Origin of the sequence: Litorivivens sp. (assembly GCF_041624475.1) — a bacterium.
Lineage (GTDB): Bacteria > Pseudomonadota > Gammaproteobacteria > Pseudomonadales > Spongiibacteraceae > Litorivivens.
The window spans coordinates 1-23,113 of record NZ_JBFJUX010000021.1; the positions used below are offsets into that span (position 1 = coordinate 1).

The window sequence follows — 23,113 nt, forward strand, 5'->3', positions numbered from 1 at the left end:
ACAGGCAGGGCCTGTTGTGGCGTCTCGCTTAGTTCAGCGAGGCTACAGCGGTCGCTTCGCTCTGGCTTTCTGCCGCGGCCACGATTTCAGCATCGTCAACGTTAGGGGCAGCGGGAGCAGCGGGTTCCTCAGAAGCAGGCTCGACGTTGCGCAGTTGAGCGCTTGCCTCAGTCGCCGTGCGGCTGGCTCCTGTGGCGATCAGGCCCATATTCGGCACTTGCCCCTGATTGCCGCCAAGCTGTCCACTGGCTTTGGCCACGGTCTCGGTGACTGCCGAGGCAAATACCTCACCGTTCGGCGCTTGTGTATCACCCTGATCAGCAACGTCTTCATCTGAAGCGTTTTCCTCGGGCGCCACGTCGTCCTCGGGAACCTCCGGCGTCTCCGGGCTGGCATTATCCCCACCTGAACTCTCCGCACCGTTCAGCCGGGTAGCCACCTCTGCAGCGGTGCTGGTGACCGCAGACAGACCTAACTGACCTGAAGGCTGGGAATCTCCCATACCCTCCAGGGTGCCTGTAAGTTCGGCCGCGGTTTCACTGATCATTGAGGCTTCGCCGTCACCGCTGGGCAATGAAAGCCCTGGCAGGCTTTGCTCGCTGCTTGAGTCAGCCATCAGCTCACGGATCGCCGACTGCACTGCGTCGCCGTCATTGGCGGGAAACGCGACATCCACGCTACCGGAATAGCCTGCATTCAGCGTTTGGCTGGTATTGAGCGGCGGCAGTGATGATGACAGCGACGCTGCAGCCGACACGTTAAAGTTGCCGCCAATGCTCACAATGGGTTGCGCTTGAACCGCACTGGCGGATCCACCAGCCAGAGCGATGGCGACAACGAGAGGTTTTACTTTGCTGTTGATTGTATTTTTCATGATCGTTCTCCTGACACAATAGTCTTAACATCCATGGTCGTGGAAACTGCAAGCTTTTCGGCTCCTCAACCGATCGGCTTTTCCACCGGTTTTGCAGGCGGTTATTGCATCGTCCGTGACACCCAATAACCGCCTGCAGGTTTAATAAAAATCACGACACGCCTTCTGACCAGATCAAAAATTTGATTTTTTTTGCCTGTTCAAAAAAGCGTGACCTGAGTCACATTTTGTTGTCTCTACTCATTTTGGTCTGTGAATAAAACCCTGATGCCGGAAAATTTTCCGGTTCAGGGCTGCGTCACACACGGGAAAATTTTGTGTCGACAGACGTCAGTTACTGCTCAATCACAGGCTCTACGAGACACACGGCAGTGTGCAGGCAGCAAACGAAATCAAACGGGGGAATATGCGTAATTACCGAGATACTTTAATGCGTTGCCGGGGGATAGCGCTGTTCTATATAGGCCGGTCTGACGAATCCAGAAATCCGAGCAACTCTATCGTCATTACGTGAAGAATATTTTCTGCGACTGATAAAAAAATACATAGAAAGTAAGCGCGGGTGGGGAAGTCCCCAAAAGCGCAAATGCTGTCCCTTAATGCCTAGGAATTGTCCTCTGATTACGTCTAAATACCTCGCGGCAGACGTGCGGTAGTTGAGGATGTATCATAGAAAAAAGTTAGTGATCTAGCAGGCGTGTGTCGTCGTTTAAAGACACGTTGTCTAAGAGAGAACATGCGTCTCCAGTTTGATATGGTCGCCCTATGAGAGAGTGGGGTCTCCATGCGCAGTTTGGGTAAGTTCCTATTGAACCCTCCCCTTTCTACGATGCTGTAGACCCTTCATTGGGTAAGGCCAGTCACATCCGCTTAGCGAGTTAGAGTTCTTCTGTTTCTAGGGGTGCTCCTCCTCGGTTGGATTATTTTCTTAGATTTTTGCTACTCCGCAGAGAACATTTACACGCGTTGTGCCAGAAGTTATCTCGTTTAATTTTCCTGGTTGGCTGCCATTGGGTTTTGGGCGTTTTGAAGAACCTGGTTGCGGCATAAGAGGTGTCAGCTAAATCAAGTGAAAATGCAGATGTTGTAACTGCGTTTTCGATTGTCAAGGTTGCGGCCACTGGTTTTACCTCCGGTTATGTCGTCGCCTCAGGTGCGGTTGACATGGTAATCATACCGCTTAGGTAGACCTCAGGGTTGATGGCTATAAGAGGAGTGAATACAGTCGCAAAGTGCATAGGCAAGAGATTGACAAGTTTTTGTTGTGGGCATCGCAGGGGGAGTGGTATAGCCAGTGAGTAATTACGTACGGGCCAGCATACTGAAGAATTTTGGTGAATTTATTCAGCAATACGGGGGCAATGAAAATGATTTGCTTGAATCCGCAGGAATTGACATAAACGTTGCGGGGAAATCCGATAAGTATATTTCTTACAGCAACTTTATTCGCTTGCTGCAGCATGTTGAGGATAAACTCGGTATATCCAGAGCTGGTCTACATCTTGGCTTGATGCAGAATTACCGCGTGTTAGGGCCGGTGGCTTTTCTTGCAATTGCGTCAGAGGACGTTCGCGAGGCTATATACAACACCAAGAGCTATTTTTCGCAATTCACCTCGGTGATAGCGCTCGATATAAATAATCAAAGCCCCCCGGAACTGTTTTTTGAAATTTCCGCAGCCGGCTGCGTGGATGCAGTGCAGGCGGCTGAGCACACGATTGCTGCGACTGTGCGGGTGTTGGAAACGGTTTCAGGCGGTGCCTGTGTTCCTTCCTGTGTCCAGTTTAGCCACGAGCGCCCTGAAGATGGTACAGATTATGAGTCTCTGCTTGGTTGTGAAGTGCGGTTTTCACAGGATCAGGTTGCGGTAGCAATCGATGAGGGTCATCTTGACATTCCGATCAGAACGGCTGATAGCGAGCTTAAATATCTGGTCAGTTCCTATTTGACAATGCAAGGGATTAAGCAACTCAAAAACAACCCTCAACAGACTGCATTTATTACAAAGGTTTTTCAAATTGTGAATGAACTGCTGCCGACTGGAAGGGCTACCCGCAGCCTGGTCGCTAGTGCTTTGAATATGCATGAAAGGTCATTGCACAGGCGACTGACTGATTACGGCCAGACTTTTGAAGCAATTGTAGAGACTATTCGTCGGGATAAAGTGCAGGTAATGATGGCGCAGCCAGATTTAACGATGCTCGAAATCTCTCAGGCGCTGGGCTACCACGACCAGAGTTCGTTTAACAGAGCGTTTAAACGATGGTTTGGTATTACTCCTAGCCAATATGCGAGTCGCGCCCGAGGCAGCCGTTAGTCTCAAATTGCTTTGTTCACAGGTATCAATAAAGAGCGGAAATGATAAGGGCGCTTATCTTTCCGCAGCTGATATCTGGATTTACGAGCACCGCTTTAGATTTTCTGCTCCCGAGCAATTGCCCGATAGGCGATATCCTTGCGGTAGAAAACACCATCCCAGGCGATCTTCGCGGTCAATTGATAGACTTTTTGCTGGGCTTCAGTCACGCTGTGGCCGAGTGCCGTCGCGCACAGTACCCGTCCGCCGCTGGTTACAACCTGCTCATCCTGTAGCGCCGTGCCGGCGTGGAATATTTTTGCGGAGGTATCGCCGGCTTCGTCCGGCAGCGAAATGACTTTGCCTTTCTCATAACTGCCGGGGTAACCGCCGGCTGCCAGCACCACACCAACTGCTTGACGCTCATCCCATTGAGCGGTGGTGGTGTCGAGTTTGCCGGCGAGGGCCTGTTGGATAAGTTCGACCAGATCCGATTGCAGGCGCAACATAATGGGTTGGGTTTCCGGATCACCAAAGCGGCAGTTGAACTCTATGACTTTGGGTTCGCCCTGGTCAGTAATCATTAGGCCGGCGTAGAGGAAGCCGACATAGCGATGACCTTCGCTGGCCATGCCCTGCACCGTCGGCATGATCACCTGATCCATGATGCGATCGTGAATTTCCGGGGTAACAACCGGTGCCGGGGAATAAGCCCCCATACCGCCGGTGTTGGGGCCGGTATCGCCGTCGCCAACGCGCTTGTGATCCTGGCTGGTCGCCATGGGCAACACGTTTTCGCCGTCGACCAGCACGATAAAGCTGGCTTCTTCGCCTTCCAGGAACTCTTCAATGACAACCCGGCAGCCGGCGTCGCCAAAGGCGTTACCTGACAGCATATCGCGCACGGCTTCTTCGGCCTGCTCGAGGGTTTCCGCCACAATCACGCCTTTGCCTGCGGCCAGACCGTCCGCCTTGACTACGATGGGTGCGCCTTTCTCGCGCAGGTAGGCCAGCGCAGGTTCGACTTCGGTGAAGTTTTGGTAATCGGCCGTGGGAATGTTGTGCCGTGCCAGAAAGTCCTTGGTAAAGGCTTTAGAACCTTCCAATTGGGCGGCGCCTTTGCTGGGGCCGAAGCAGGGCAGATTACGCGCCTCGAAAAAGTCGACCACGCCGCCGACCAGCGGAGCTTCCGGGCCGACGATGGTCAGGCCAACCTGATTCAGCTCGGCAAAATCAGCCAGCGCGGCAAAGTCCATTACGTCGATCGCGACGTTTTCCATCTTGTCCTCGCGGGCGGTGCCGGCATTGCCGGGGGCTACGAAGACGGTGTTTACCTTGGCAGATTGGGCTGCCTTCCAGGCGAGGGCGTGTTCGCGACCGCCTCCGCCAATGATCAGTACATTCATTGTTCTGTTAATCTCAGCGTTTAGTGACGGAAATGGCGCATGCCGGTAAAGACCATGGCCATGCCATGTTCGTCAGCGGCGGCGATGACTTCTTCATCGCGAATCGAACCGCCGGGCTGAATCACACAGGCGATGCCGACATTGGCGGCATTGTCTATGCCGTCACGGAAGGGGAAGAAGGCGTCTGATGCCATCACCGACCCTTTAACTTCCAGCTTGGCATGTTCGGCCTTGATGGCGGCAATACGGGCGGAGTTGACCCGGCTCATCTGGCCGGCGCCGACACCGATGGTGCGACCGTCGCGACCGTAAACGATGGCGTTGGACTTGACCATTTTAGCGACCTTCCAGGTAAACAGCAGATCGCGGATTTCCGCCTCCGTGGGCTGGCGCTTGCTGACCACTTTCAGGTCAGCGGCGCTGACCATGCCCAGATCGCGATCCTGCAGGAGCAGTCCACCATTGACGCGTTTGTAATCGAGGGCGGCTTGGGTTGCCTCCCATTGACCGCATTCCAGCAGGCGCACGTTTTTCTTTGCCGCAACGGCCGTTACAGCCTCTGCGCTGATAGCCGGGGCGATAATGACTTCGACAAACTGGCGTTCGCAGATGGCGCTGGCGGTGGCGGCGTCGAGTTCGCGGTTAAAGGCGATGATGCCGCCAAAGGCGGATTCCGGATCGGTTTCAAAAGCCTTGTCGTAGGCTTCCTGCAAGGTGGCGGCCACGGCAACGCCGCAGGGGTTGGCGTGCTTGACGATAACGCAGGCCGGCTCGTCAAACAGTTTGACGGTTTCGAGCGCCGCATCGGTGTCGGCAATATTGTTGTAGGACAGCTCTTTGCCCTGCAACTGCCTGGCAGTGGCGATGGTGCCCGCGGCCGGGTTTTTCTCAACATAGAAGGCGCTGCGCTGGTGGGAGTTTTCGCCATAGCGCAGTTCCTGTTGTTTGATGAAATTGGCGTTGAAGGTGCGCGGGAAACCCTCGCTGCCGCCGTCCACTTTCTGTCCGAAGTAGTTGGCAATGGCGCTGTCGTAAGCCGCGGTGTGTTCGTAGGCCTTGATCGCCAGGTCAAAGCGGGTGCTGTAGAGAGTGGCGCCGTTGTTGGCTTCCAGTTCGTCGAGAATCCGCTGGTAGTCTGAGGCATTGACCACGATGCTCACGTCGCGGTGGTTTTTGGCCGCTGCGCGAACCATAGTCGGCCCGCCAATATCAATATTCTCAATGGCATCTTCCAGCGAGCAGTCGGGCTTGGCCACGGTCTGTTCGAAGGGGTAGAGGTTGACCACCACCATGTCGATGGCATTGATACCGTGCTCACCCATGATTGCTTCGTCAGTGCCGCGTCGGCCCAGAATGCCGCCGTGAACTTTCGGGTGCAGGGTTTTTACCCGGCCGTCCATCATCTCGGGGAAGCCGGTGTAGTCAGACACTTCGGTCACATCCAGACCGTTTTCCTGCAGCAGGCGGAAGGTGCCGCCAGTCGACAGTAGTTCAACGCCGCGTTGGCGCAGGCCGCTGGCGAATTCGACGATTCCGGATTTGTCGGAAACACTGATAAGGGCCCGTTTTACCGGGCGAGGTAGTTCAGCTGTGCTCATTGAGGCTCAGGTACCCTTAAGGTTGCAGATTGAGAAGGTGGTGTATCGCAGAGGGCTTAAAGCAGCCCGTATTTCTTCAGTTTCTTGCGCAGCGTGCCGCGGTTCAGGCCAAGGACCTGGGAGGCGCGGGTCTGGTTGTTGCGCGTATAGCTCATCACTTTTTCCAGCAGCGGCGCTTCCACTTCCGACAGTACCATTTCATAGACGTCAGTCACGTCCTGGCCATCGAGCTGGTCGAAGTAGTTTTTGACGGCAATGGCCACGCTTTCTCGCAGTGAATGCGATTCGGCGATGGTGGCAAAGGTTTCGGTGCTGGCGGGCGTTTCGACCAGCTCCAGTTTGGTTTCTGCACTAGCGTTCATGCGGCTTTATCCCCTGTTTTATAAGCTGACCACCCCGCCGCGAGGCGGTGGATGGTATCGATCTGTGCGCTGGCGTCAGTCAGGCTGTTGAAGTGACCGCGAGCTGCATCGCTGTCTGCCAGATTCTGCAGATACCACGACACATGCTTGCGGGCGATCTTCAGGCCCTGACGTTCGCCGTAAAAGTCGTGAAGGGCACTCACGTGGCGGAGCATGGTGTCAAACAGCTCCGTCGGCGTAACGCTCTCCCGTTGCTCACCGTTTGCCAGATAATGATTGATCTCACGAAACAGCCAGGGGCTTCCCTGGGCCCCTCGACCGATCATCACTCCGTCGGCACCGGTGTAATCCAATACTGCCCTGGCCTGCTCGGGCGAGGTGATATCGCCATTGGCAAAGACCGGCAGGCTCACGTTCTGTTTGATCGCGGCAATGGTGTCGTACTCCACTGCACCGTGATAACGGCAGGCGCGGGTGCGACCGTGTACTGCCAGCGATTGGATGCCGCTGTCTTCGGCAATACGGGCAATCTCCACGCCATTGCGGTGTTCTGGCGACCAGCCGGTGCGGAACTTGAGCGTTACCGGTACCTCAACCGCGGCGACCACCGCCTGCAGGATATCGCGCACCAGCTGCGGATCGCGCAGCAGCGCAGACCCTGCGTCCCGCTTGCAAACCTTTTTCGCCGGGCAGCCCATGTTGATATCGATGATATCGGCGCCCAGTGACTCGTTGTAGCGTGCTGCCTCGGCCATGGCCTGTGGCTCGGCCCCGGCAATCTGAACCACCCGCAGGTGCTCGGACTCATCCTGGGCCAGGCGCAATCGCGTTTTGCGACTGTCGCGTAATTCGGAGTTGCTGATCACCATCTCTGACGTCGTCAGGCTGGCGCCGAATTCCCGGCACAGGCGGCGAAAAGGCAAATCGGTCACCCCCGCCATCGGAGCGAGAACAGCCCGGCCTGCCAAGGAAAAGCGGCCAATCCGAATCATGGTCGGGTCCCTTGGAGCACAATAAAAGACAACGAAAAGTGAGGCGCAATCATACTCCCTTGCGCGAGGTCGTTAAAGGCTTGTGTTTATCTTTTGATCAATGTAGGAGGGACGAGATTGGGCCGGTTTAAGCGCTTCAGGGACTGCCGGAACCCTCTGCGGGGAGAAAGCGCATCTCGTAATTGACGGCGTTGCTGCCCGGGTCCGCAATGCTGATATTGATGCGCACTCTCTGGCCTACAGGCATCAACTTTACCCCGCGCAGTTCGCCTGCGAGGTATTCATCGGGCAAAAATGCGCGACTGGCGACGATATTGCCGCGATCGTTGCGGAAAACCAGTTCGATCTGCGGAAAGGGCTGTTCAAAAGCCGCGCGGTTAAGAATAAGGGTATCTACCAGCAGGCTCTCGGCGTAGCGGGGGTGGGACATGATATTCAGGCCGAGTGACTCGATGCGCGCCAGATTGCGCGGTGGCGGCAATTCGCAGCGGCGCTCACCCCGGGCCCAATTGATCACCTTGCAGGTTTCGATCAGGGCGTTGCGGTAGCGGGACTGGGCCAGGTTGTCGAAATTGGCATAGACGACCTGGCCCGCTAGAGCTGCGGCGGCCAGCAGGCAGAGCAGGGTCCAGCCCAGCTGACGGCGATCCAGTTGGACGCGGCGACGCTGCTTAGCGACCAGTGCATCAAACTCGTCTTCACTGGCAAACGATTTCCCATCGGCGGTGTCTGTTTCCCTGGATTGATGCCCGGCCTGGTCGATAGCATCGGCTTCTGAAGCTGTCGGCGCGGTGTCGGCAAAATGGTCGTCAGCGGGGTTGTCGGAGTCGTTTGCCGGCGCTTGCTCAAAAGTCGACGCCTCAGTCTCGGAGGGTTCTCTTGCCGTGGCTGAAGGCTCGTCCAATGCCTCCAAGGGGGCATCAGGAGTGGGGCCATCGACCTCGTCAGCAGCTGTCGCCGAGGTCGCGAGGTCTTCCTGCTCGCCGGCGACCCTCTGTTCTTCTGGCGTTTTGTCAGTGCTTTGCCATTCTTCGCCGGCAGGCCTGTCCTCGACGTCCGACAGGTCATGGGCTTCGTCCTCCGGCAGCGGGCTGTTGTCGTCGAAGCGCGGCTCGGGATCGGGAATGGCTGGCTGGACAGGCGTTGGGTCAACCCAGTTTTCAGTGGCGTTAAAGACTTCCAGGCAGGCGCCGCATCGCACTCGCCCACGCGCTGTCGCCAATTGCGAGTCGGTAACGCGAAAGCTGGTCTGGCAGTGAGGGCAGCGCGTGGCCCGGTTGGCCATGGAGGCTCCTGAAGTGTTTAATTTTTCAGCATTTTAAGCGAAACGCAGTCTAAGACAAACTTGTTGCTTGTGTCAGATAAGCGCGTCAGGTTTTTTGCTGAAAACGCTCATTGCGAACTCCGGCGATACAACACCAGTCGTCCTTGCTGGTGACCGTCAGGTCGTCAAACCACTCACTGTAGTGTTTGCGCAGGGTTTCGGCCTGCTCCGCCAGTATGCCGGACAGGGCAATACGACCACCGGGCTCGAGATAAGCTGCCAACCGTGGTGCCAGCTCCATCAGCGGGCCGGCGAGTATGTTGGCAACCACGACATCAGCCTTGCCGGTTCGGTCGGCTTTGTCGGGTAAGTGGCAATGCAGGCGTTCGTCGCCAAGTTTGTTGCGCGCAAGGTTGTCGCGGGTGGCAATCAGCGCCTGGGGATCATTGTCGATGGCCGTGACCTGAGCGGCGCCGAGCAGCAGGGCGGCGATGCCGAGAATGCCGGAACCGCAGCCGTAATCGACCACGTGGCAATCCTTGAGTGTCTGACTGTCCAGCCACTGCAGGCAGAGAAAAGTGGTGGGGTGGGTGCCGGTGCCGAAGGCGAGCCCTGGGTCCAACAACAGGTTGACTGCCTCCGGGTCAACCGGTTCGCGCCAGCTTGGGCAGATCCACAGGCGCTCCCCGCACTGGATCGGCTGGAAGTGGCTCATCCATTCCCGCTCCCAATCCTTGTCTTCGAGTATTTCAATACGGTGGGGCGGCAGGGGCGCGGGGTAGTTGCGGGTGAGTGCCTCGACCACGCTGTCCATATCGGTCGCGGCGTCAAACAGTCCGGTAACGCGGGTGCGGTTCCACACCGGCCGCTCATTCAGTCCGGGCTCATACAGAGGTTGATCGGCATTGTCCTCAAGGGTTACAGCAGCCGCACCCAGTTCCAGCAAGGCGTCTTCGAGGGCTTCGGCGTTGTCGCGATCAGCATCCAGCTTTAGTTGTAACCAGGGCATGGATTGACTCCGGTAGGGGAAATGCGGCGATTGTAACAGCAGCGGCGGCTGCCGTGAGGGGGGATAAAGCGTCAGACATCCGATATCAGACGTCTGACGCAATGGCGCTAGTCTTTCAGCTTTTTCTCGAGGTAGTGGATCGTGACGCCACCCTTGCGGAATTCGCCGTCGCGCACCAGATCCTTGTGCAGGTCGATATTGGTACGAATGCCGTCAACCACAAGTTCCTCCAGTGCGTGCTGCATGCGGCTCAGGGCTATTTCCCGGGTTTCCCCGTGGGTAATGACCTTGCCGATCATGGAGTCGTAGTAGGGCGGTACGGTGTAACCGCTGTAGAGGTGTGAGTCAACGCGCACACCTAAACCGCCGGGGGCGTGATAGTGCTTTATCTTGCCGGGGCAGGGCATAAAGGTTTTCGGGTCTTCGGCGTTGATGCGCGCCTCAAAGGCGTGACCGCGCACGATGATATCTTCCTGCTTCAGGCTGAGTTTTTCACCGGCGGCGATGCGCAGTTGCCACTTGATCAAATCGACCCCGGTAATCATTTCGGTCACCGGGTGCTCCACCTGAATGCGGGTGTTCATTTCAATGAAAAAGAACTCGCCATCTTCGTACAGAAACTCAAAGGTTCCGGCGCCGCGGTAGCCAATCTTGATGCAGGCCTCGACGCAGGCGTTGGCGGTTTTCTCCAGCGCCGCCTGATCGATGCAGGGCGGGGGTGCCTCTTCCAGCACTTTCTGGTGGCGGCGTTGCAGGGAGCAGTCGCGGCCGTTCAGGTGGATGGCGTTGCCCTGGCCGTCGGCCAGCACTTGAATCTCGACGTGGCGAGGTTTTTCCAGAAACTTTTCCAGATAAACCGTGCCGTCGCCAAAGGCGGCACTGGCTTCGGACTGAGTGACAAAGACGGCGTTGAGCAGGGCGGCTTCGCTGTGCACAACGCGCATGCCGCGACCACCGCCGCCGGCAGCGGCCTTGATGATGACCGGGTAGCCGATTTTGCGGGCAACGGCCAGCGTGCGCTCGCCATCGTCGGTCAAAGGGCCGTCGGAACCGGGTACGGTCGGTACGCCGGCTTCTTTCATCGCCCGGATGGCAGAAACCTTGTCGCCCATCAGGCGAATAACGTCAGCCTTGGGGCCGATAAAGATAAAACCGCTGTTTTCCACCTGTTCGGCAAAATCGGCATTTTCCGAAAGGAAGCCGTAGCCGGGGTGGATGGCGACGGCATCGGTGACTTCCGCGGCGGAAATAATGGCCGGGCCGTTCAGGTAGCTTTGCGTGGATGGAGCGGGGCCGATGCAGACTGATTCGTCTGCCAGGCGCACGTGCATCAGGTCTTTGTCAGCCTGGGAATGCACGGCAACGGTTTTAATCCCCATTTCCTTGCAGGCGCGGAGAATGCGCAGCGCAATTTCACCGCGGTTGGCAATAATGACTTTCTTCAACATGAGGTTGTTTGTCCTGTCGTTGCGCGGGTGTGAGCCTTAAACGATGGTGATCAGTGGCTGATCAAACTCAACCGGTTGCGCATTTTCGACCAGGATGGCCTCTACGACGCCGGACTTGTCGGCTTCGATCTGGTTCATCATTTTCATAGCTTCCACGATGCAGACCACATCGCCGGCCTTGACGTGCTGGCCGACCTGGACAAAGGCGGGTGACCCGGGCGAAGGAGCGCTGTAATAGGTGCCCACCATGGGGGATTTGATGACGTGCCCGTTGATTTTCGCGGGCTCTTCCTCGGCGGCGGGAGCAGCTGGGGCCGCCGGTGCAGGTGCCGGTGCTGGGGCGGGCGCCGGCTGCGGCATGGCGTAGCCCGGGTTGTAGGCCATCGGTGCGGCGGCGTTGCGGCTGATGCGCACCGATTCTTCACCTTCTTTTATTTCGATTTCATCAATGTTGGATTCTTCAAGCAGTTCGATCAGTTTTTTAACTTTTCGTATGTCCATGGGTGCTCTCTGAGAGTAGTTTTAAGATTTATCAAGTTGTGCCAGTGCCGCGTCCAGCGCCGCGAGATAGCCTTTCGGCCCCAGCCCGCAGATCACGCCAACGGCGATATCGGAAAAATAGGAGTGTTTGCGAAAGTCCTCGCGCGCGTGCACGTTGCTGAGGTGGACTTCGATAAACGGTATGCCGGTCGCCAGCAGGGCATCGCGCAGGGCAATGCTGGTGTGGGTGAAGGCGGCCGGATTGAATAAGATGAAATTGATGCCTTCCTGCTTTGCGTCGTGAATGCGTTCAATCAATTCGTATTCCGCATTGCTTTGCAGGGTTTGCAGATGATGGCCGGCATCGGTGGCGGCATCGACCAGCAGCTGATTGATGTCAGCCAGCGTTGCGGAGCCGTAAACACCGGGCTCGCGGGTGCCCAAAAGGTTGAGATTGGGGCCGTGCAGTACGAGTATGGATGCCATCGTCTTTAAAAACAGTAGGTTAGCGAATTTTCTTTTGATTCTGCCTGAAACTTTCAGGTTCGTCCATGTGTTGGCGCTATTTTTTCACAAAATAGCGACCAATTTCCAGCGCGTTTTAAGAAGTTAATGTGAATTTCGACGCATTTAGTGTTGTCGGTGTTAACACTATGGCGTGGTATTCAGCGGTTCCAGTGCGCGCAAAATGAGCGATTCGGTGAGAATCTGCGGCAGGATGCGGGCGCGTTCCTCACCCGGAAGATAGAGAAGGTAGAGCGGAATGCCGTTGCGTCCGTAGTCGGCGAGCAGGGCGGTTATGCGCTCATCGTAGCGGGTCCAGTCAGCCACCATGTAGGCGACATCGTAGCGTTCAAAGGCCTGCTCCACCGCCGGCGTGTGCAGAGCCACCGCTTCGTTGACCTTGCAGGTGATGCACCAGTCGGCGGTCACATCGACCAGCACCGGGCGGCCTTCGGCACGCAGGGCCTCTAGGGTGCTGGGGCTGTAGCTCAGTTGGCTGCTGTTGGCGGTGGGCGCCGTTTGACCTGAAGTGACTGGCGGGCTGAAGACCAAGGCCAGTGCCGACAGCAGGAAAAACAGTGCGAAAAAGCGCGAAGCCCGGTTGTTAAGGCGCCAGCACCAGATGCCTAGAGCCAGCCCGAGCCAGGCGAGCAGAGTTACGCCCATGCCATCGGCGCCTACCTGGCGGCCGATTACCCAGCACAGCCAGATGGCGGTGGCCAGCAGCGGAAAGCTCAGCAGTTGTTTCAGTCGCTCCATCCATGTGCCGGATCTCGGCAGCGATTTGAGAGCCTGGGGGTATAGGGTCAGCAGGTAAACGGGCAGGGCCATTCCCAAGCCGAGGGCGGCAAAGACCAGCAGGGCGGTAGTCGCTGGCTGGGTGGCGGCAAAGCCGAGAGCCGTGCCCATAAAGGGCGCCGTGCAGGGCGTGGCAACGATGGTGGCCAGCACGCCGGTAAAGAAGCTGCCGGTGTAATCATTGCGCTGGCTGAGCTGCTGCCCCGGCACCGCCCCAAGCAGGCGGATTTCAAACAAACCCAGCAAATTCAGCGAAAGAACAAAAAATACACAGGACAGGAGGGCGACAAACCAGGGGGTTTGTAACTGAAAGCCCCAGCCAACGGCTGCCCCGGCGCTTTTCACCGCAATCAAAATGGCTGCAACCGCGAGAAAGCTGCTGATCACACCGGCACTGTACACGGCGCCGTGGCGGGCGGCGGTGCCGGTGGGGCTCTGGGCAAAACTCAATACCTTGAGCCCCAGCACGGGAAAGACGCAGGGCATCAGGTTGAGAATGGCGCCGCCAGCCAGCGCGAAAATCAGCATCAGCCAGATCGAGGGCGATGCTTTGGGCTGGCTATCAGTGCCGTTTGTAGCTGCCTGCCAGGCGGTTTCGTCAATCGCCTCGACAGAGGCTGAAGTGGTGTCGATTCGAAAGAACCAGTCGTGAGGTGGGTAGCACAAACCGGCGTCAGCGCAGCCCTGGGCGGTCAGTTTCAGCAGGAAGTCCTGATGTTCAGGCGCTTTAATAGAAGCATTGGCGAAGTTGTAATAAACCGGCGTTGCCCCAAAGTAGGGGTCATCTTTGATTTCTGCGGCGCCGTAATTCAGCGCCAATTCGCCCTGTGCGCTTGCGGCCAGCCAGCGTGCGGCAAATTGTTTCTGGTAGAGGTAGTAGGCCTCGGTAATCTGCCAGTTGACCTGAAGCTCACCCGCTTCACTGAGGCTGACCAGCGGCTGATACGCTTCGGTTACCGGGAGGAATTGGCTTTGCTGCGGGGAAAAAGGGGAGGCATCTGAGGTGCTGTTGAAAGCATTGCTCAGTGATTGCCCCGAACCCAGCATACCGAGCCACAGTAGGGTAAACTGTAAAAAATAGCGCATATTTCGTTGTCGAAAATGGTTAGAATTCCGGGCTCGCCAAGTATTGCGAGGTTATGGCCGCTGCGTCAGGGGCGGCCTCATTGTACTGGATATTGCGCGACAAGTTGTATTCGCAGCTGCTACAGAAAATTGCAGGAGTCTTTTGTGGTGAAACATCTCGCAGCAGCGATGCTGTTGTTGGTCGCTTGTGTTAGACCGCTGGCAGCGCTTGAGTTCAATAAAGGCTTTGTCCGCGGGCTGCCGCCGACCCAGACCACGACAGCGGCCTTCTTTACGGTCAGGAACAGTCAGCAAGAGAGCTGGGTGCTGAACCGTGTGATCAGCCCGGCAGCAAGCCGCGTGGAAATACACGAACATGTGAATCGCGGTGATACCCTGCAAATGCGCCAGCGGGCTTCCCTGACTATTCCGGCGGGCGAAGAGGTGGTGTTTGAACCCGGCGGCTTGCATCTAATGTTAATGGGTTTAACCGCACCGCTGCGTGAGGGTGACAGTGTCAGACTGGAGTTTCACAGCGAGACCGGGGCCGTGGTTGAAGCGGTCTTTCCTGTGATCAGTGTTATTAATGAACATCATCATCACCGTCACCACTAGCGAAGACGTAATCCACATCGCTATTAATAAAGACAAAGGAGAACAGGCATGGCAGCTGGCTGGTTGAAGGAGCGCTGGCAAATTCTGCGCGAAGTCACCGAAGACTGGATTGGCGGAAAAAGCTCGTTCAAGTGGGCGGCGGTGGCGCTGGGTGTTTATCTGCTGCTGGTCTTCATTCTGGGGATTTACTGGAGTCGCGAACCGGAGGAAATTGCAGTCGAGCAGCCAGGTAGTGGCCCGGTGGTGGTCGGCACGGCGACAACCAATATGCTGATTGCCGTCAGTGAAACCCTGCTGGACAAGCCCGGTGGTTTTCTCACCAATGATATTACCCCGCCGGGGCTGTTTCTGGACAATATGCCCGCCTGGGAGTACGGGGTATTGATTCAAGTGCGCGATCTCACCCGCGCTCTGCGCGAGAGTTTCAGCCGCAGTCAGTCCCAGTCGACCGAAGATGCGGCGCTGGCCAAGGCCGAGCCGCGATTTAACTTCTCCAACAACAGCTGGGCGGTGCCGGCGTCCGAGTCCGAATACCGTGACGGGATTAAATACCTCAAGGAATACCGCGATCGTCTGGCCAACGTGGATGATCCGCAGGCGCAGTTTTACGCCCGTGCTGACAATCTGCGCTACTGGCTGGCCAGTGTGGAGTCGCGCCTTGGCAGCCTGTCCCAGCGCCTAAGTGCCAGTGTTGGGCAGCGCCGCCTGAATACGGATCTGGCCAACGATGTGGCAGCGCGGCAGTCGACGGTGGCGCCGGATGAAATGATGGTCAAAACCCCGTGGCTGCTGATAGATGATATTTTTTACGAATCGCGCGGTGGTGCCTGGGCTCTGATTCATTTTCTGCGCGCAGTCGAGCACGATTTTGCCGACGTGCTGGCCAACAAAAATGCACAGGTCAGCCTGCGCCAGATCATTCGTGAACTGGAGCAGACCCAGCAACCCATCTTCAGCCCGATGGTGTTAAACGGCAGCGGCTTTGGTCTGCTGGCGAACCATTCACTGGTGATGGCGTCTTACATATCTCGCGCCAATGCCGCCATTATCGATCTTCGTGAACTGCTCTCTAAAGGATGAACTATGCGTGTACAAGCTATTCTGACTGTGTGTATGGCTCTTCTGCTAGGCGCCTGTGCGCTCAGCCCGCAACAAGTGACGATCAACCCAACGCTGGAGCCGGGCAAGAGCAATATCGGTGAGGGGCGCACCTTGTCGGTGGAGGTTGTGGATGCGCGTGAGCAGCCAGCGATTGGTTCGCGTGGGGGCATGTACAAGGAAACCAGCCTGATCACGCCCGCCAATGATCTCGCTGGTGCAATTCGCGAAGCGTCTGCGCGCAAGTTCCGGGAGATGGGCTTTGTGGTGCAGGCGGCAAAAGGTGCCAGTGCCGACATCACCATTTTTGTCGACGAATTGAGCTATCGAGATCCTGATTCGAGCGTGGGTTTTGAAGTTGAGCTGGAAAGCATTTTGCGCGTGGTGGCTAAGCAGAACGGTGACACCTATACCGGCCGCTATCAGGTGAAGAACAAGAAAACCTATGCGACGGTGCCGGGGCGTGACCGCAACGAGGAAATGATTAACGAAACCCTGTCCGGCGCGCTGCAGCGTTTGTTTAATGACCCGAAGTTGCTTGCCTTTACCTTAAGGTAGAAAGGGGCTGGTGTTTTTCATCAAGCCCAGGGCTTGCTTCAGTGCGTACCCTCTCCCACTGGGAGAGGGTTAGGGTGAGGGGGCTAAAGGCTCGCCAACAACTCCCCATGCTTGGCCGCGGGCAAGCGAGGCCCGTAATGGCTGACGACTTCAGCGGCTGAGACGCTTGCCAGTCGACCGGCTTCGGCGAAGCTTTTACCGCTGGTAATGGCGTATAGAAACGCTCCGGCAAACATATCGCCCGCGCCGTTGGTGTCTACCGCCTTGACCGGACGGGGTCCGACTTCAATCAATTCACTGCCATCAAAAACCAGCGCCCCTTTGGCGCCCAAAGTAATGGCGAAGGTCTTGGCTATCTGCTTCAGTGCCGCAATGGCCGCGTCGAGACTGCGGGTCTGGGCCCAGCCCAGTGCTTCTTCTTCATTGCAGAACACCATATCGACGCCCTTGCCCAGCATCTCCTGCAGTCCGTCGCGGAAAAACTCGACCATGCCGGGGTCGGAAAAGCTCAAGGCGGTTTTGACGCCATGCTGTTCGGCGACTTCCCGGGCTCGGATGGCGGCGGCGCGGCCAGTCTGAGAGGTGACCAGATAGCCTTCCATGTACAGGTATTCAGCGTCCGCCAGAGCGCTTTCGTTCAGCTCCGCCGTCGACAGGGTTTCACTGATGCCGAGATAGGTGTTCATGCTGCGTTCGGCATCGGGGGTGATCATCACCAGGCAGGTGCCTGTCACACCTTCAGCACTTTTCTGGCTGTAGTCTGCGTCGACACCTGCCGCGCGCAGATCGTTCATGTAGAATTCGCCCAGCGCGTCGTCAGCCACTTTGCAGGAATAGAAGGTGCTGGCGCCAAAATAGCTCGCGGCAATGATGGAGTTGCAAGCGGATCCGCCACTGGCCTGCTTGGAATGGACCAGGTGACCCTCGAGATTTTGCATGATCTCTTCCTGGCGGCTGCGATCAACCAGCGTCATCAGGCCCTTGTCGATGCCCATGTTAGCCAGATCGTCGTCAGTGACATCGATTTCGGTATCGACCAGCGCCGCGCCGAGGCCGTAGATGTGGTATTTACTCATGATGGTTCCGCTGTTCGTGAAAAGTGACGCCGCATTATCCGGTTTGAGTACAATTTTGCAAAGGTAAGCGAATAAAGGTTGGTCAGGCGCGCGGCAGAGTTTGCTTGTTTTCTCTGGAAAACGCGACGAATCGCAACTCCATCTCGCTATGATGAGCACTAGAGCCTGTTAAACTACATTGATGCCTAAAAAGAAAACTTCAACCCGAAAACGCCAGCCCAGACGCTTTTTTCGCTTCCAGACGCTATTCAAGCTTTTCGTTGTGTTCTGTGTGGTCGGCCTAGCTTTTGTCGTCTACTGCGATATTCAGGTTCGCTCCGTATTCAGTGATATTCGCTGGCAACAGCCCGCCAAGGTGTACGCGCGGCCGCTGATTCTGGCGCCTGGGGTTCCTCTGGGGCCGCAGGATCTGGAATATGAACTGGGTTTGCTGGGCTACCAGAACGACTCCAGGCTGCGCTACCCGGGCAGCTTTTACCGGCAGCAATCCACCTTTGCACTGCACTATCGCGATTTTGCCTTTCCCGACCAGCAGCGCCAGGCGGGGCGGGTATTGGTGCATTTCGCCGGCAGCACAGTGCGGCGTGTAGAGTCGATGAGCGGTGCCGCTCTCGAAGAAGTGGTGCTTGAGCCCACTGTCATAGGTGGTATTTATCCGAATGTTCGCGAAGACCGGCTGTTGGTTCGCCTGGAAGATGCCCCGCGCATGCTGGTAGAAGTCTTGCTGCAGGTTGAGGACAAACAGTTCTATCAGCATTTTGGCGTGTCCCCGCGCGGGATAGCCCGAGCCATGCTCGCCAACCTCAAGGCCGGGCGCACGGTTCAGGGGGGCAGCACCATCACCCAGCAGCTGGTGAAAAATGTACTGCTGACCCGCGAGCGCAGCCTGTGGCGCAAGTTTCAGGAAATGGTGATGGCGATCCTGCTGGAGATTCACTACAGCAAGGACGATATTCTCGAGGCCTATATCAATCAGGTGTATCTGGGGCAGGAGGGGTCTCGGGCCATACACGGTTTTGCGCTCGCCGCCCGTCACTATTTCAACAAACCCCTGGAGGAACTGAACCTGCCCCAAATCGCCATGCTGGTGGGTATGGTCAAAGGGCCGTCCTATTACGATCCCTGGCGCCGTGAAGACCGGACCCGCGAACGACGCAATCTGGTGCTGTCGGAACTGGCGGAAGAGGGTTGGTTGTCTGCGGATCAATTGGCCGCTTTTCAGCGTCAGTCGCTGCAGCTTGCCAAAAGCAGTGCGCTGGAGGGGGTTTTCCCCGCCTATGTAGATCTGGTGCGGCGGCAATTGCGCCGGGATTATCGCAATGCCGATCTCGCCAATGAAGGCCTGCGAATTTTTACGCCCTTTGATCCGCTGGTGCAGCGTCACGCCGAACGGGCGCTGACTGCGACTTTAGAGCAACTGGGCGCCCAGCAGGCTGAGTTGCAGGGCGCGATGACGGTCACCTCGGTGGATAATGCGGATGTGGTGGCGGTTGTAGGGGGGCGCCGACCGCGCTTTGCCGGCTTTAATCGCGCGCTTGATGCACTCAGACCGATTGGTTCGCTGATCAAGCCGGCGATCTATCTGACGGCGCTGCAACAGCCGCAGAACTATACGCTGGCCACCTTTGTCGACGACAATCCCATTGCGGTCAAAAACCCGGATGGCAGCCTGTGGACGCCCAGCAATTACGACAATGAAGTGCACGGCCGGGTGATGCTGCACGAGGCACTGTCCAAATCCTATAATCTGGCGGCAGCTCGGCTCGGGCTCGAACTGGGTGTGAGCAATGTGATTTACACACTCAAAAAGCTGGGGGTGCAGAGACCTCTGCCAGAAGTGCCCGCTCTGCTGCTGGGGGCGGCGGAGTTATCGCCCATTGAAGTCCACGCCATGTACCAGACTCTCGCCGCCAACGGTCGCCTGCAATCACTGCGCGCGATCTATGCAGTCACCGACAGTCAGGGGCGTCTGCTCGCGCGCTATCCGCAAAAGCCTCGTCAGTCTGTGGATGAGGAAGCGGTTCACCTGCTGCAATACGCGATGATTGAGACGGTTCGGGAAGGAACAGGCCGGGCTGTTTATCAAACGCTGCCGGCGGATTACCGGGTTGCTGGCAAGACCGGAACCAGTAATGATTTTCGCGATTCCTGGTTTTCTGGCTTTGCCGGCGACTATGCGGCGACCGTGTGGCTCGGCAACGATGATAATTCGCCGACCAGCCTGACCGGTTCCAGCGGTGCCTTGAAGGCCTGGCGCCAGTTTATGGTGGAGGCCAGCCGCCAGCAGATGCCTTTTCAGCCAATTGAGGGGGTGAGTTATCGCTGGATAGACCCGGAAAACGGGCGCGGCAGTCACGCCTGGTGTGAAGGTGCCCGGCAGATGCCCTTTATCGGCGGTAGCTGGCCCACCCAGGAATCGCCGCGCTGTGTACGCACTCTGCCCAATATTTTTCAGTGGTTCCGCAATGTCTTCGAATAGTGTGTTTCATTCGCTGCACCATGTGCAGGAAACCCTGTCGCCTTTTCGGCCGCGCAAGCGCTGGTACCGACGCTGGGTAAAACGCTCGGCGGTAGCGATGTTGGTGCGCGAAGGCAAGCTGGGGCCGGAAGTGCTGATGATCAAGCGGGCGGAGCGGGAGGGTGACCGTTGGTCCGGTCATATGGCCTTTCCCGGCGGGCGCATGGAAACCGATGACCAGCACAGCAAGGCCACAGCCGAGCGGGAAACCCGTGAGGAAATCGGCATTGATCCGAGCAGGGTGGGGCACTGTATCGGCCGCTTGTCGGATATCACCACCCAGCCGCACAGTGGTTTACGACCCATGGTCATTACCCCCTTTGTCTACGCGCTGAAGCGCTTCCCGGAGCCGCGCCCGAACTACGAAGTGGATGAGGTTATCTGGGTGCCGCTGAACTTTCTGGCGGATCACGGCAATCGCGAACGGATGTTCTGGGAGCGGGGGCGTCTGAAAATCGAATTGCCCTGTTACTACTACGAAAAAAGACAGATCTGGGGATTGTCTCTGGCGATGCTGGATGAACTAGTCGGCCTCTTTCAGTGATTCGAGTTCTTCCCGAATAAGCTGATCGCGTATCTGTTGTTGCAGGAACACCCGGGTATCGGTATGGAGCTCCTGCTTTTTCTCTGGTTCACGCGCTGCTTTGGCCAGCAATTCTTTGTCGGCGCGGCCTTCAATAAAGGCTTTGATTAGCGTCAGGCTGACCGGTGACTTCTTCCGGTCGAGATAGAACCAGCGACGGGCATCATCCACGTTGCCACTGACATAGCCATTGTGGTGCTTGAGCCAGTAGACGCCACAGCGGCTGAGCTCATAATCACCCACTCGCCCGTAGCTGAAGTTCGGTGTGCTGGGATTAAAACCCCACTCGGGAATTTCCTCGATTTTGTCCAGTACCATCAGCCATTGGGAACCCTGTTCAAATTCCTTCACGTCGGCCCGGCACAAATTGCCAATGGCCCCCCAGACGCGAACCTGCTCCTGATAAAGCGGGCCGCGCAGCACCTCCATCACCGACAGATCCAGCGAGTTGCCACTGTGGCTGACCACTTGGCCCACCACAATAGTGTGGCTGTCCAGGTCGAGGTCGGTGAAGTTGCCTTCCCAGATGCAGCGACAGGCCTGGGCCGGCAGCGCAAGCAGCATGAAGAAAAGGGGGATGAGTGCGTTCAGTCGGGCCATAAATCACCTTCGCCAATGCGGCCCAAGCCTACTCAAAGGCGGGCCGAGGCTCAAGCGCTGACTGCGTAAACCACAGGCATAAAAAAGCCCGGCGAGGCCGGGCTTCATCGGACGTTTGCGAGATATCAGATATCAACCACAATGCCGAGGAAGGCACCTTCCACGGTCATGTTGAATTCTTCATCGTCATCGCCTTCAACATCAATGTCAAAGGAGCGCAGGCCGGCTTCAAAAGCAACAATGCCGATTTCGTAACCGATGCCCAGTTTGGTATCCATAATGGAGTTGCCGTCGATGCTCAGGCCGTGGATCTCGCCGGTGGCGTAGAGACCGGTCAGCGGCAGATCAACCCGGGCGCCGACAAACAGCAGGGGAATGGTGGCGTCAATTTTACCTTCGCCGGTTTTGTTGCCATCACTGATGGTGGCGTCACCATCAAACATGCGTGCGGTCAGGCCAACGTCGAGAGATACCACATTGTCCAGAATTTCGTAATAGAGTGTGGCGTCGATATGGCTCAGATCAATTTCAGAGGTGACCTGGCTGTTAGCAGTGTAGGTGTTGCCTTCGTAGTTGAAAGTTCGCGAAATGGTGCCGGTCTCTTTAATGTCCATCTCGGTACTGGCCAGACGTATATTGGGCAGCACGGGGATCGGATGTTCCAGAGCAACGTAAATGCTGTTGGCGCGTTCGTCACCAAAGCCCAGATCGTCTTCGAGGTCAATTTTGTCATCGCCTGTCTGATCGCCGCGCAAATCACCAGACCAGTCCTGGTTCCAGCTGTATGCGCCTGCAGTGACCCCGATAATGTCCGCTTGCGCGCCCAAGGGAAGTGCCAGCGCCAGAGCGGCGCCCAGAAGTTTTTTATTCACGTTGTAAAGCCTCGTTGTTATGAGATGTTTCGCACCGAGTGTATGCAAAAACGATGATGTTTCCTAGCGTTTTGCCTTATTTCCCTGCCTTCCTCAGAAGTAGCGCCGCCTCTTTTGCGAAGTAGGTCAAAATACCGTCAGCCCCGGCGCGTTTAAAGGCCAGCAGGGATTCCAGGATCACAGCTTCGCGATCGAGCCAGCCGTTGGCAAAGGCGGCACAGTGCATGGCGTACTCGCCACTGACCTGATAGGCGTAGGTAGGCGCGCCGAGCTCGTCTTTTACCCGCCGCACAATATCCAGATAGGGCATGCCGGGTTTGACCATGATCATGTCGGCGCCTTCCTGCAAATCCAGAGCGCATTCGTGCAGGGCTTCGTCGCTGTTGGCCGGGTCCATCTGGTAGCTGTTTTTGTTGCCTTTACCGAGATTGCCCGCCGAGCCCACCGCATCGCGAAACGGCCCATAATAGCTGGAGGCGTATTTGGCTGAATAGGCTAGGATTCGGGTGTTGACATGGCCGGCCGCTTCCAGTGCCTGTCGAATATCGCCGATGCGCCCGTCCATCATATCGGAGGGGGCCACCACATCCGCACCTGCGCGGGCGTGGGATAGGGCCTGTTTGACGAGAGTGTCCACGGTGCGATCGTTCAGTACATAACCCGAGTCATCAATGATGCCGTCCTGACCATGGGTGGTATAGGGGTCAAGGGCGACATCGGTAATCACACCTAGCTCGGGAAACTTGTCTTTCAGAGCTCTAACACAGCGCTGCACCAGACCGTTGCTGTTAAAGGCCTCTTCGGCCTGTTCTGATTTGCCGGCGGCCTCGACGACAGGAAACAGGGCAATGGCGGGAATGCCAAGGTCTATAAGGGTTTTCGCTTCCTGCAGAACAAGGTCGATACTGAGCCGCTCAATGCCGGGCATGGAGGCAACACTCTCGCGCTGATTTTTGCCTTCGAGTACAAACATTGGGTAGATCAAATCGTCGACCGTCAGATGGTTTTCCCGCATCAGTCGACGCGAAAACTCGTCAGCTCGCATGCGGCGCAGGCGACTGGCGGGGAAAGGGCCTCGAGTGAGTGATTTGGACATG

The 23,113-nt window shown here is 57.0% G+C and carries 21 protein-coding genes; 6 read left to right on the forward strand and 15 right to left on the reverse strand.

Features of this window, described 5'->3' with window-relative positions:
• Positions 1-28: 28 nt before the first annotated feature.
• Positions 29-874: a hypothetical protein gene (locus tag ABY734_RS15390; protein WP_372780208.1), complete on the reverse strand. Its 846-nt coding sequence runs from the start codon at positions 872-874 to the stop codon at positions 29-31.
• Between the two features lie 1,294 nt (positions 875-2,168).
• Here ABY734_RS15390 and ABY734_RS15395 point away from each other — a divergent pair.
• Positions 2,169-3,191, forward strand: a complete 1,023-nt coding sequence (locus tag ABY734_RS15395; protein WP_372780209.1) for an AraC family transcriptional regulator ligand-binding domain-containing protein — start codon at positions 2,169-2,171, stop codon at positions 3,189-3,191.
• 95 nt (positions 3,192-3,286) lie between these two features.
• Here ABY734_RS15395 and purD read toward each other — a convergent pair whose 3' ends face one another.
• The 10 genes from purD to ABY734_RS15445 form a co-directional block, all read right to left on the reverse strand.
• A complete protein-coding gene (gene purD / locus ABY734_RS15400) occupies positions 3,287-4,576 on the reverse strand; it encodes a phosphoribosylamine--glycine ligase (RefSeq protein ID WP_372780210.1) in 1,290 nt (429 codons plus the stop codon).
• Positions 4,577-4,596: 20 nt separating this feature from the next.
• Entirely contained in the window at positions 4,597-6,174 is a 1,578-nt protein-coding gene (gene purH / locus ABY734_RS15405) for a bifunctional phosphoribosylaminoimidazolecarboxamide formyltransferase/IMP cyclohydrolase (protein ID WP_372780211.1), read from the reverse strand.
• A 56-nt stretch (positions 6,175-6,230) separates the two neighbouring features.
• A complete protein-coding gene (fis, locus tag ABY734_RS15410) occupies positions 6,231-6,536 on the reverse strand; it encodes a DNA-binding transcriptional regulator Fis (RefSeq protein ID WP_372780212.1) in 306 nt (101 codons plus the stop codon).
• Complete coding sequence (gene dusB / locus ABY734_RS15415) at positions 6,533-7,528, reverse strand: tRNA dihydrouridine synthase DusB (RefSeq protein WP_372780213.1); 996 nt, start codon at positions 7,526-7,528, stop codon at positions 6,533-6,535. The genes fis and dusB overlap by 4 nt, the downstream gene beginning before the upstream one ends.
• Positions 7,529-7,664: 136 nt before the next feature.
• Entirely contained in the window at positions 7,665-8,813 is a 1,149-nt protein-coding gene (locus ABY734_RS15420; protein ID WP_372780214.1) for a DUF3426 domain-containing protein, read from the reverse strand.
• Positions 8,814-8,898: 85 nt separating this feature from the next.
• Positions 8,899-9,801: a 50S ribosomal protein L11 methyltransferase gene (prmA, locus tag ABY734_RS15425; protein WP_372780215.1), complete on the reverse strand. Its 903-nt coding sequence runs from the start codon at positions 9,799-9,801 to the stop codon at positions 8,899-8,901.
• A gap of 107 nt (positions 9,802-9,908) precedes the next feature.
• The gene (gene accC, locus ABY734_RS15430) at positions 9,909-11,249 is read right to left on the reverse strand and encodes an acetyl-CoA carboxylase biotin carboxylase subunit (protein ID WP_372780216.1); all 1,341 of its coding nucleotides are present in this window, start codon (positions 11,247-11,249) and stop codon (positions 9,909-9,911) included.
• Positions 11,250-11,285: 36 nt separating this feature from the next.
• Entirely contained in the window at positions 11,286-11,750 is a 465-nt protein-coding gene (accB, locus tag ABY734_RS15435) for an acetyl-CoA carboxylase biotin carboxyl carrier protein (protein ID WP_372780217.1), read from the reverse strand.
• A 21-nt stretch (positions 11,751-11,771) separates the two neighbouring features.
• The gene (gene aroQ / locus ABY734_RS15440; RefSeq protein ID WP_372780218.1) at positions 11,772-12,215 is read right to left on the reverse strand and encodes a type II 3-dehydroquinate dehydratase; all 444 of its coding nucleotides are present in this window, start codon (positions 12,213-12,215) and stop codon (positions 11,772-11,774) included.
• 165 nt (positions 12,216-12,380) lie between these two features.
• Positions 12,381-14,117: a protein-disulfide reductase DsbD family protein gene (locus ABY734_RS15445; RefSeq protein WP_372780220.1), complete on the reverse strand. Its 1,737-nt coding sequence runs from the start codon at positions 14,115-14,117 to the stop codon at positions 12,381-12,383.
• Between the two features lie 147 nt (positions 14,118-14,264).
• On the opposite strand from ABY734_RS15445, the gene ABY734_RS15450 reads away from it, so the two are divergent.
• From ABY734_RS15450 to ABY734_RS15460, 3 genes are read left to right on the forward strand one after another with little or no spacing between them, the layout of a single operon-like run.
• A complete protein-coding gene (locus tag ABY734_RS15450; RefSeq protein WP_372780221.1) occupies positions 14,265-14,711 on the forward strand; it encodes a copper chaperone PCu(A)C in 447 nt (148 codons plus the stop codon).
• 48 nt (positions 14,712-14,759) lie between these two features.
• The gene (locus tag ABY734_RS15455) at positions 14,760-15,791 is read left to right on the forward strand and encodes a DUF2333 family protein (protein WP_372780222.1); all 1,032 of its coding nucleotides are present in this window, start codon (positions 14,760-14,762) and stop codon (positions 15,789-15,791) included.
• A gap of 3 nt (positions 15,792-15,794) precedes the next feature.
• Positions 15,795-16,367 (forward strand): YajG family lipoprotein, encoded by a 573-nt coding sequence (locus ABY734_RS15460; protein WP_372780223.1) that lies wholly within the window; start codon positions 15,795-15,797, stop codon positions 16,365-16,367.
• An 83-nt stretch (positions 16,368-16,450) separates the two neighbouring features.
• Here ABY734_RS15460 and ABY734_RS15465 read toward each other — a convergent pair whose 3' ends face one another.
• Positions 16,451-17,443 (reverse strand): adenosine kinase, encoded by a 993-nt coding sequence (locus ABY734_RS15465; protein ID WP_372780224.1) that lies wholly within the window; start codon positions 17,441-17,443, stop codon positions 16,451-16,453.
• A 181-nt stretch (positions 17,444-17,624) separates the two neighbouring features.
• Here ABY734_RS15465 and mrcB point away from each other — a divergent pair, with 181 nt between their 5' ends.
• Both mrcB and ABY734_RS15475 read left to right on the forward strand, forming a co-directional pair.
• Positions 17,625-19,922 carry a penicillin-binding protein 1B gene (mrcB, locus tag ABY734_RS15470; RefSeq protein WP_372780225.1) on the forward strand — a complete coding sequence of 766 codons (2,298 nt, stop codon included), beginning with the start codon at positions 17,625-17,627 and terminating at the stop codon, positions 19,920-19,922.
• Positions 19,909-20,505 (forward strand): CoA pyrophosphatase, encoded by a 597-nt coding sequence (locus tag ABY734_RS15475; RefSeq protein ID WP_372780226.1) that lies wholly within the window; start codon positions 19,909-19,911, stop codon positions 20,503-20,505. Before mrcB ends, ABY734_RS15475 begins: the two co-directional genes overlap by 14 nt.
• Here ABY734_RS15475 and ABY734_RS15480 read toward each other — a convergent pair.
• From ABY734_RS15480 to hemB, 3 genes are all read right to left on the reverse strand, one after another.
• Positions 20,485-21,144, reverse strand: coding sequence for a hypothetical protein (locus ABY734_RS15480; RefSeq protein ID WP_372780227.1), 660 nt, complete (start codon positions 21,142-21,144; stop codon positions 20,485-20,487). The two genes, ABY734_RS15475 and ABY734_RS15480, sit on opposite strands and share 21 nt — an antisense overlap.
• A 125-nt stretch (positions 21,145-21,269) precedes the next feature.
• Positions 21,270-22,016, reverse strand: coding sequence for a TIGR04219 family outer membrane beta-barrel protein (locus ABY734_RS15485; protein ID WP_372780228.1), 747 nt, complete (start codon positions 22,014-22,016; stop codon positions 21,270-21,272).
• A gap of 76 nt (positions 22,017-22,092) precedes the next feature.
• A complete protein-coding gene (hemB, locus tag ABY734_RS15490) occupies positions 22,093-23,112 on the reverse strand; it encodes a porphobilinogen synthase (RefSeq protein WP_372780229.1) in 1,020 nt (339 codons plus the stop codon).
• Position 23,113 lies beyond the last annotated feature (1 nt).

Bases quoted from the DNA above. Each gene is read 5' to 3' on its own strand.
- purH (WP_372780211.1), bottom strand. From the start codon at position 6,174: ATGAGCACAGCTGAACTACCTCGCCCGGTAAAACGGGCCCTTATCAGT.
- ABY734_RS15475 (WP_372780226.1), top strand. From the start codon at position 19,909: ATGTCTTCGAATAGTGTGTTTCATTCGCTGCACCATGTGCAGGAAACC.
- prmA (WP_372780215.1), bottom strand. From the start codon at position 9,801: ATGCCCTGGTTACAACTAAAGCTGGATGCTGATCGCGACAACGCCGAA.
- aroQ (WP_372780218.1), bottom strand. From the start codon at position 12,215: ATGGCATCCATACTCGTACTGCACGGCCCCAATCTCAACCTTTTGGGC.
- accB (WP_372780217.1), bottom strand. From the start codon at position 11,750: ATGGACATACGAAAAGTTAAAAAACTGATCGAACTGCTTGAAGAATCC.
- purD (WP_372780210.1), bottom strand. From the start codon at position 4,576: ATGAATGTACTGATCATTGGCGGAGGCGGTCGCGAACACGCCCTCGCC.
- ABY734_RS15445 (WP_372780220.1), bottom strand. From the start codon at position 14,117: ATGCGCTATTTTTTACAGTTTACCCTACTGTGGCTCGGTATGCTGGGT.
- dusB (WP_372780213.1), bottom strand. From the start codon at position 7,528: ATGATTCGGATTGGCCGCTTTTCCTTGGCAGGCCGGGCTGTTCTCGCT.
- accC (WP_372780216.1), bottom strand. From the start codon at position 11,249: ATGTTGAAGAAAGTCATTATTGCCAACCGCGGTGAAATTGCGCTGCGC.
- ABY734_RS15465 (WP_372780224.1), bottom strand. From the start codon at position 17,443: ATGAGTAAATACCACATCTACGGCCTCGGCGCGGCGCTGGTCGATACC.
- ABY734_RS15390 (WP_372780208.1), bottom strand. From the start codon at position 874: ATGAAAAATACAATCAACAGCAAAGTAAAACCTCTCGTTGTCGCCATC.
- mrcB (WP_372780225.1), top strand. From the start codon at position 17,625: ATGCCTAAAAAGAAAACTTCAACCCGAAAACGCCAGCCCAGACGCTTT.
- fis (WP_372780212.1), bottom strand. From the start codon at position 6,536: ATGAACGCTAGTGCAGAAACCAAACTGGAGCTGGTCGAAACGCCCGCC.
- ABY734_RS15460 (WP_372780223.1), top strand. From the start codon at position 15,795: ATGCGTGTACAAGCTATTCTGACTGTGTGTATGGCTCTTCTGCTAGGC.
- ABY734_RS15480 (WP_372780227.1), bottom strand. From the start codon at position 21,144: ATGGCCCGACTGAACGCACTCATCCCCCTTTTCTTCATGCTGCTTGCG.
- ABY734_RS15455 (WP_372780222.1), top strand. From the start codon at position 14,760: ATGGCAGCTGGCTGGTTGAAGGAGCGCTGGCAAATTCTGCGCGAAGTC.
- ABY734_RS15420 (WP_372780214.1), bottom strand. From the start codon at position 8,813: ATGGCCAACCGGGCCACGCGCTGCCCTCACTGCCAGACCAGCTTTCGC.
- hemB (WP_372780229.1), bottom strand. From the start codon at position 23,112: ATGTCCAAATCACTCACTCGAGGCCCTTTCCCCGCCAGTCGCCTGCGC.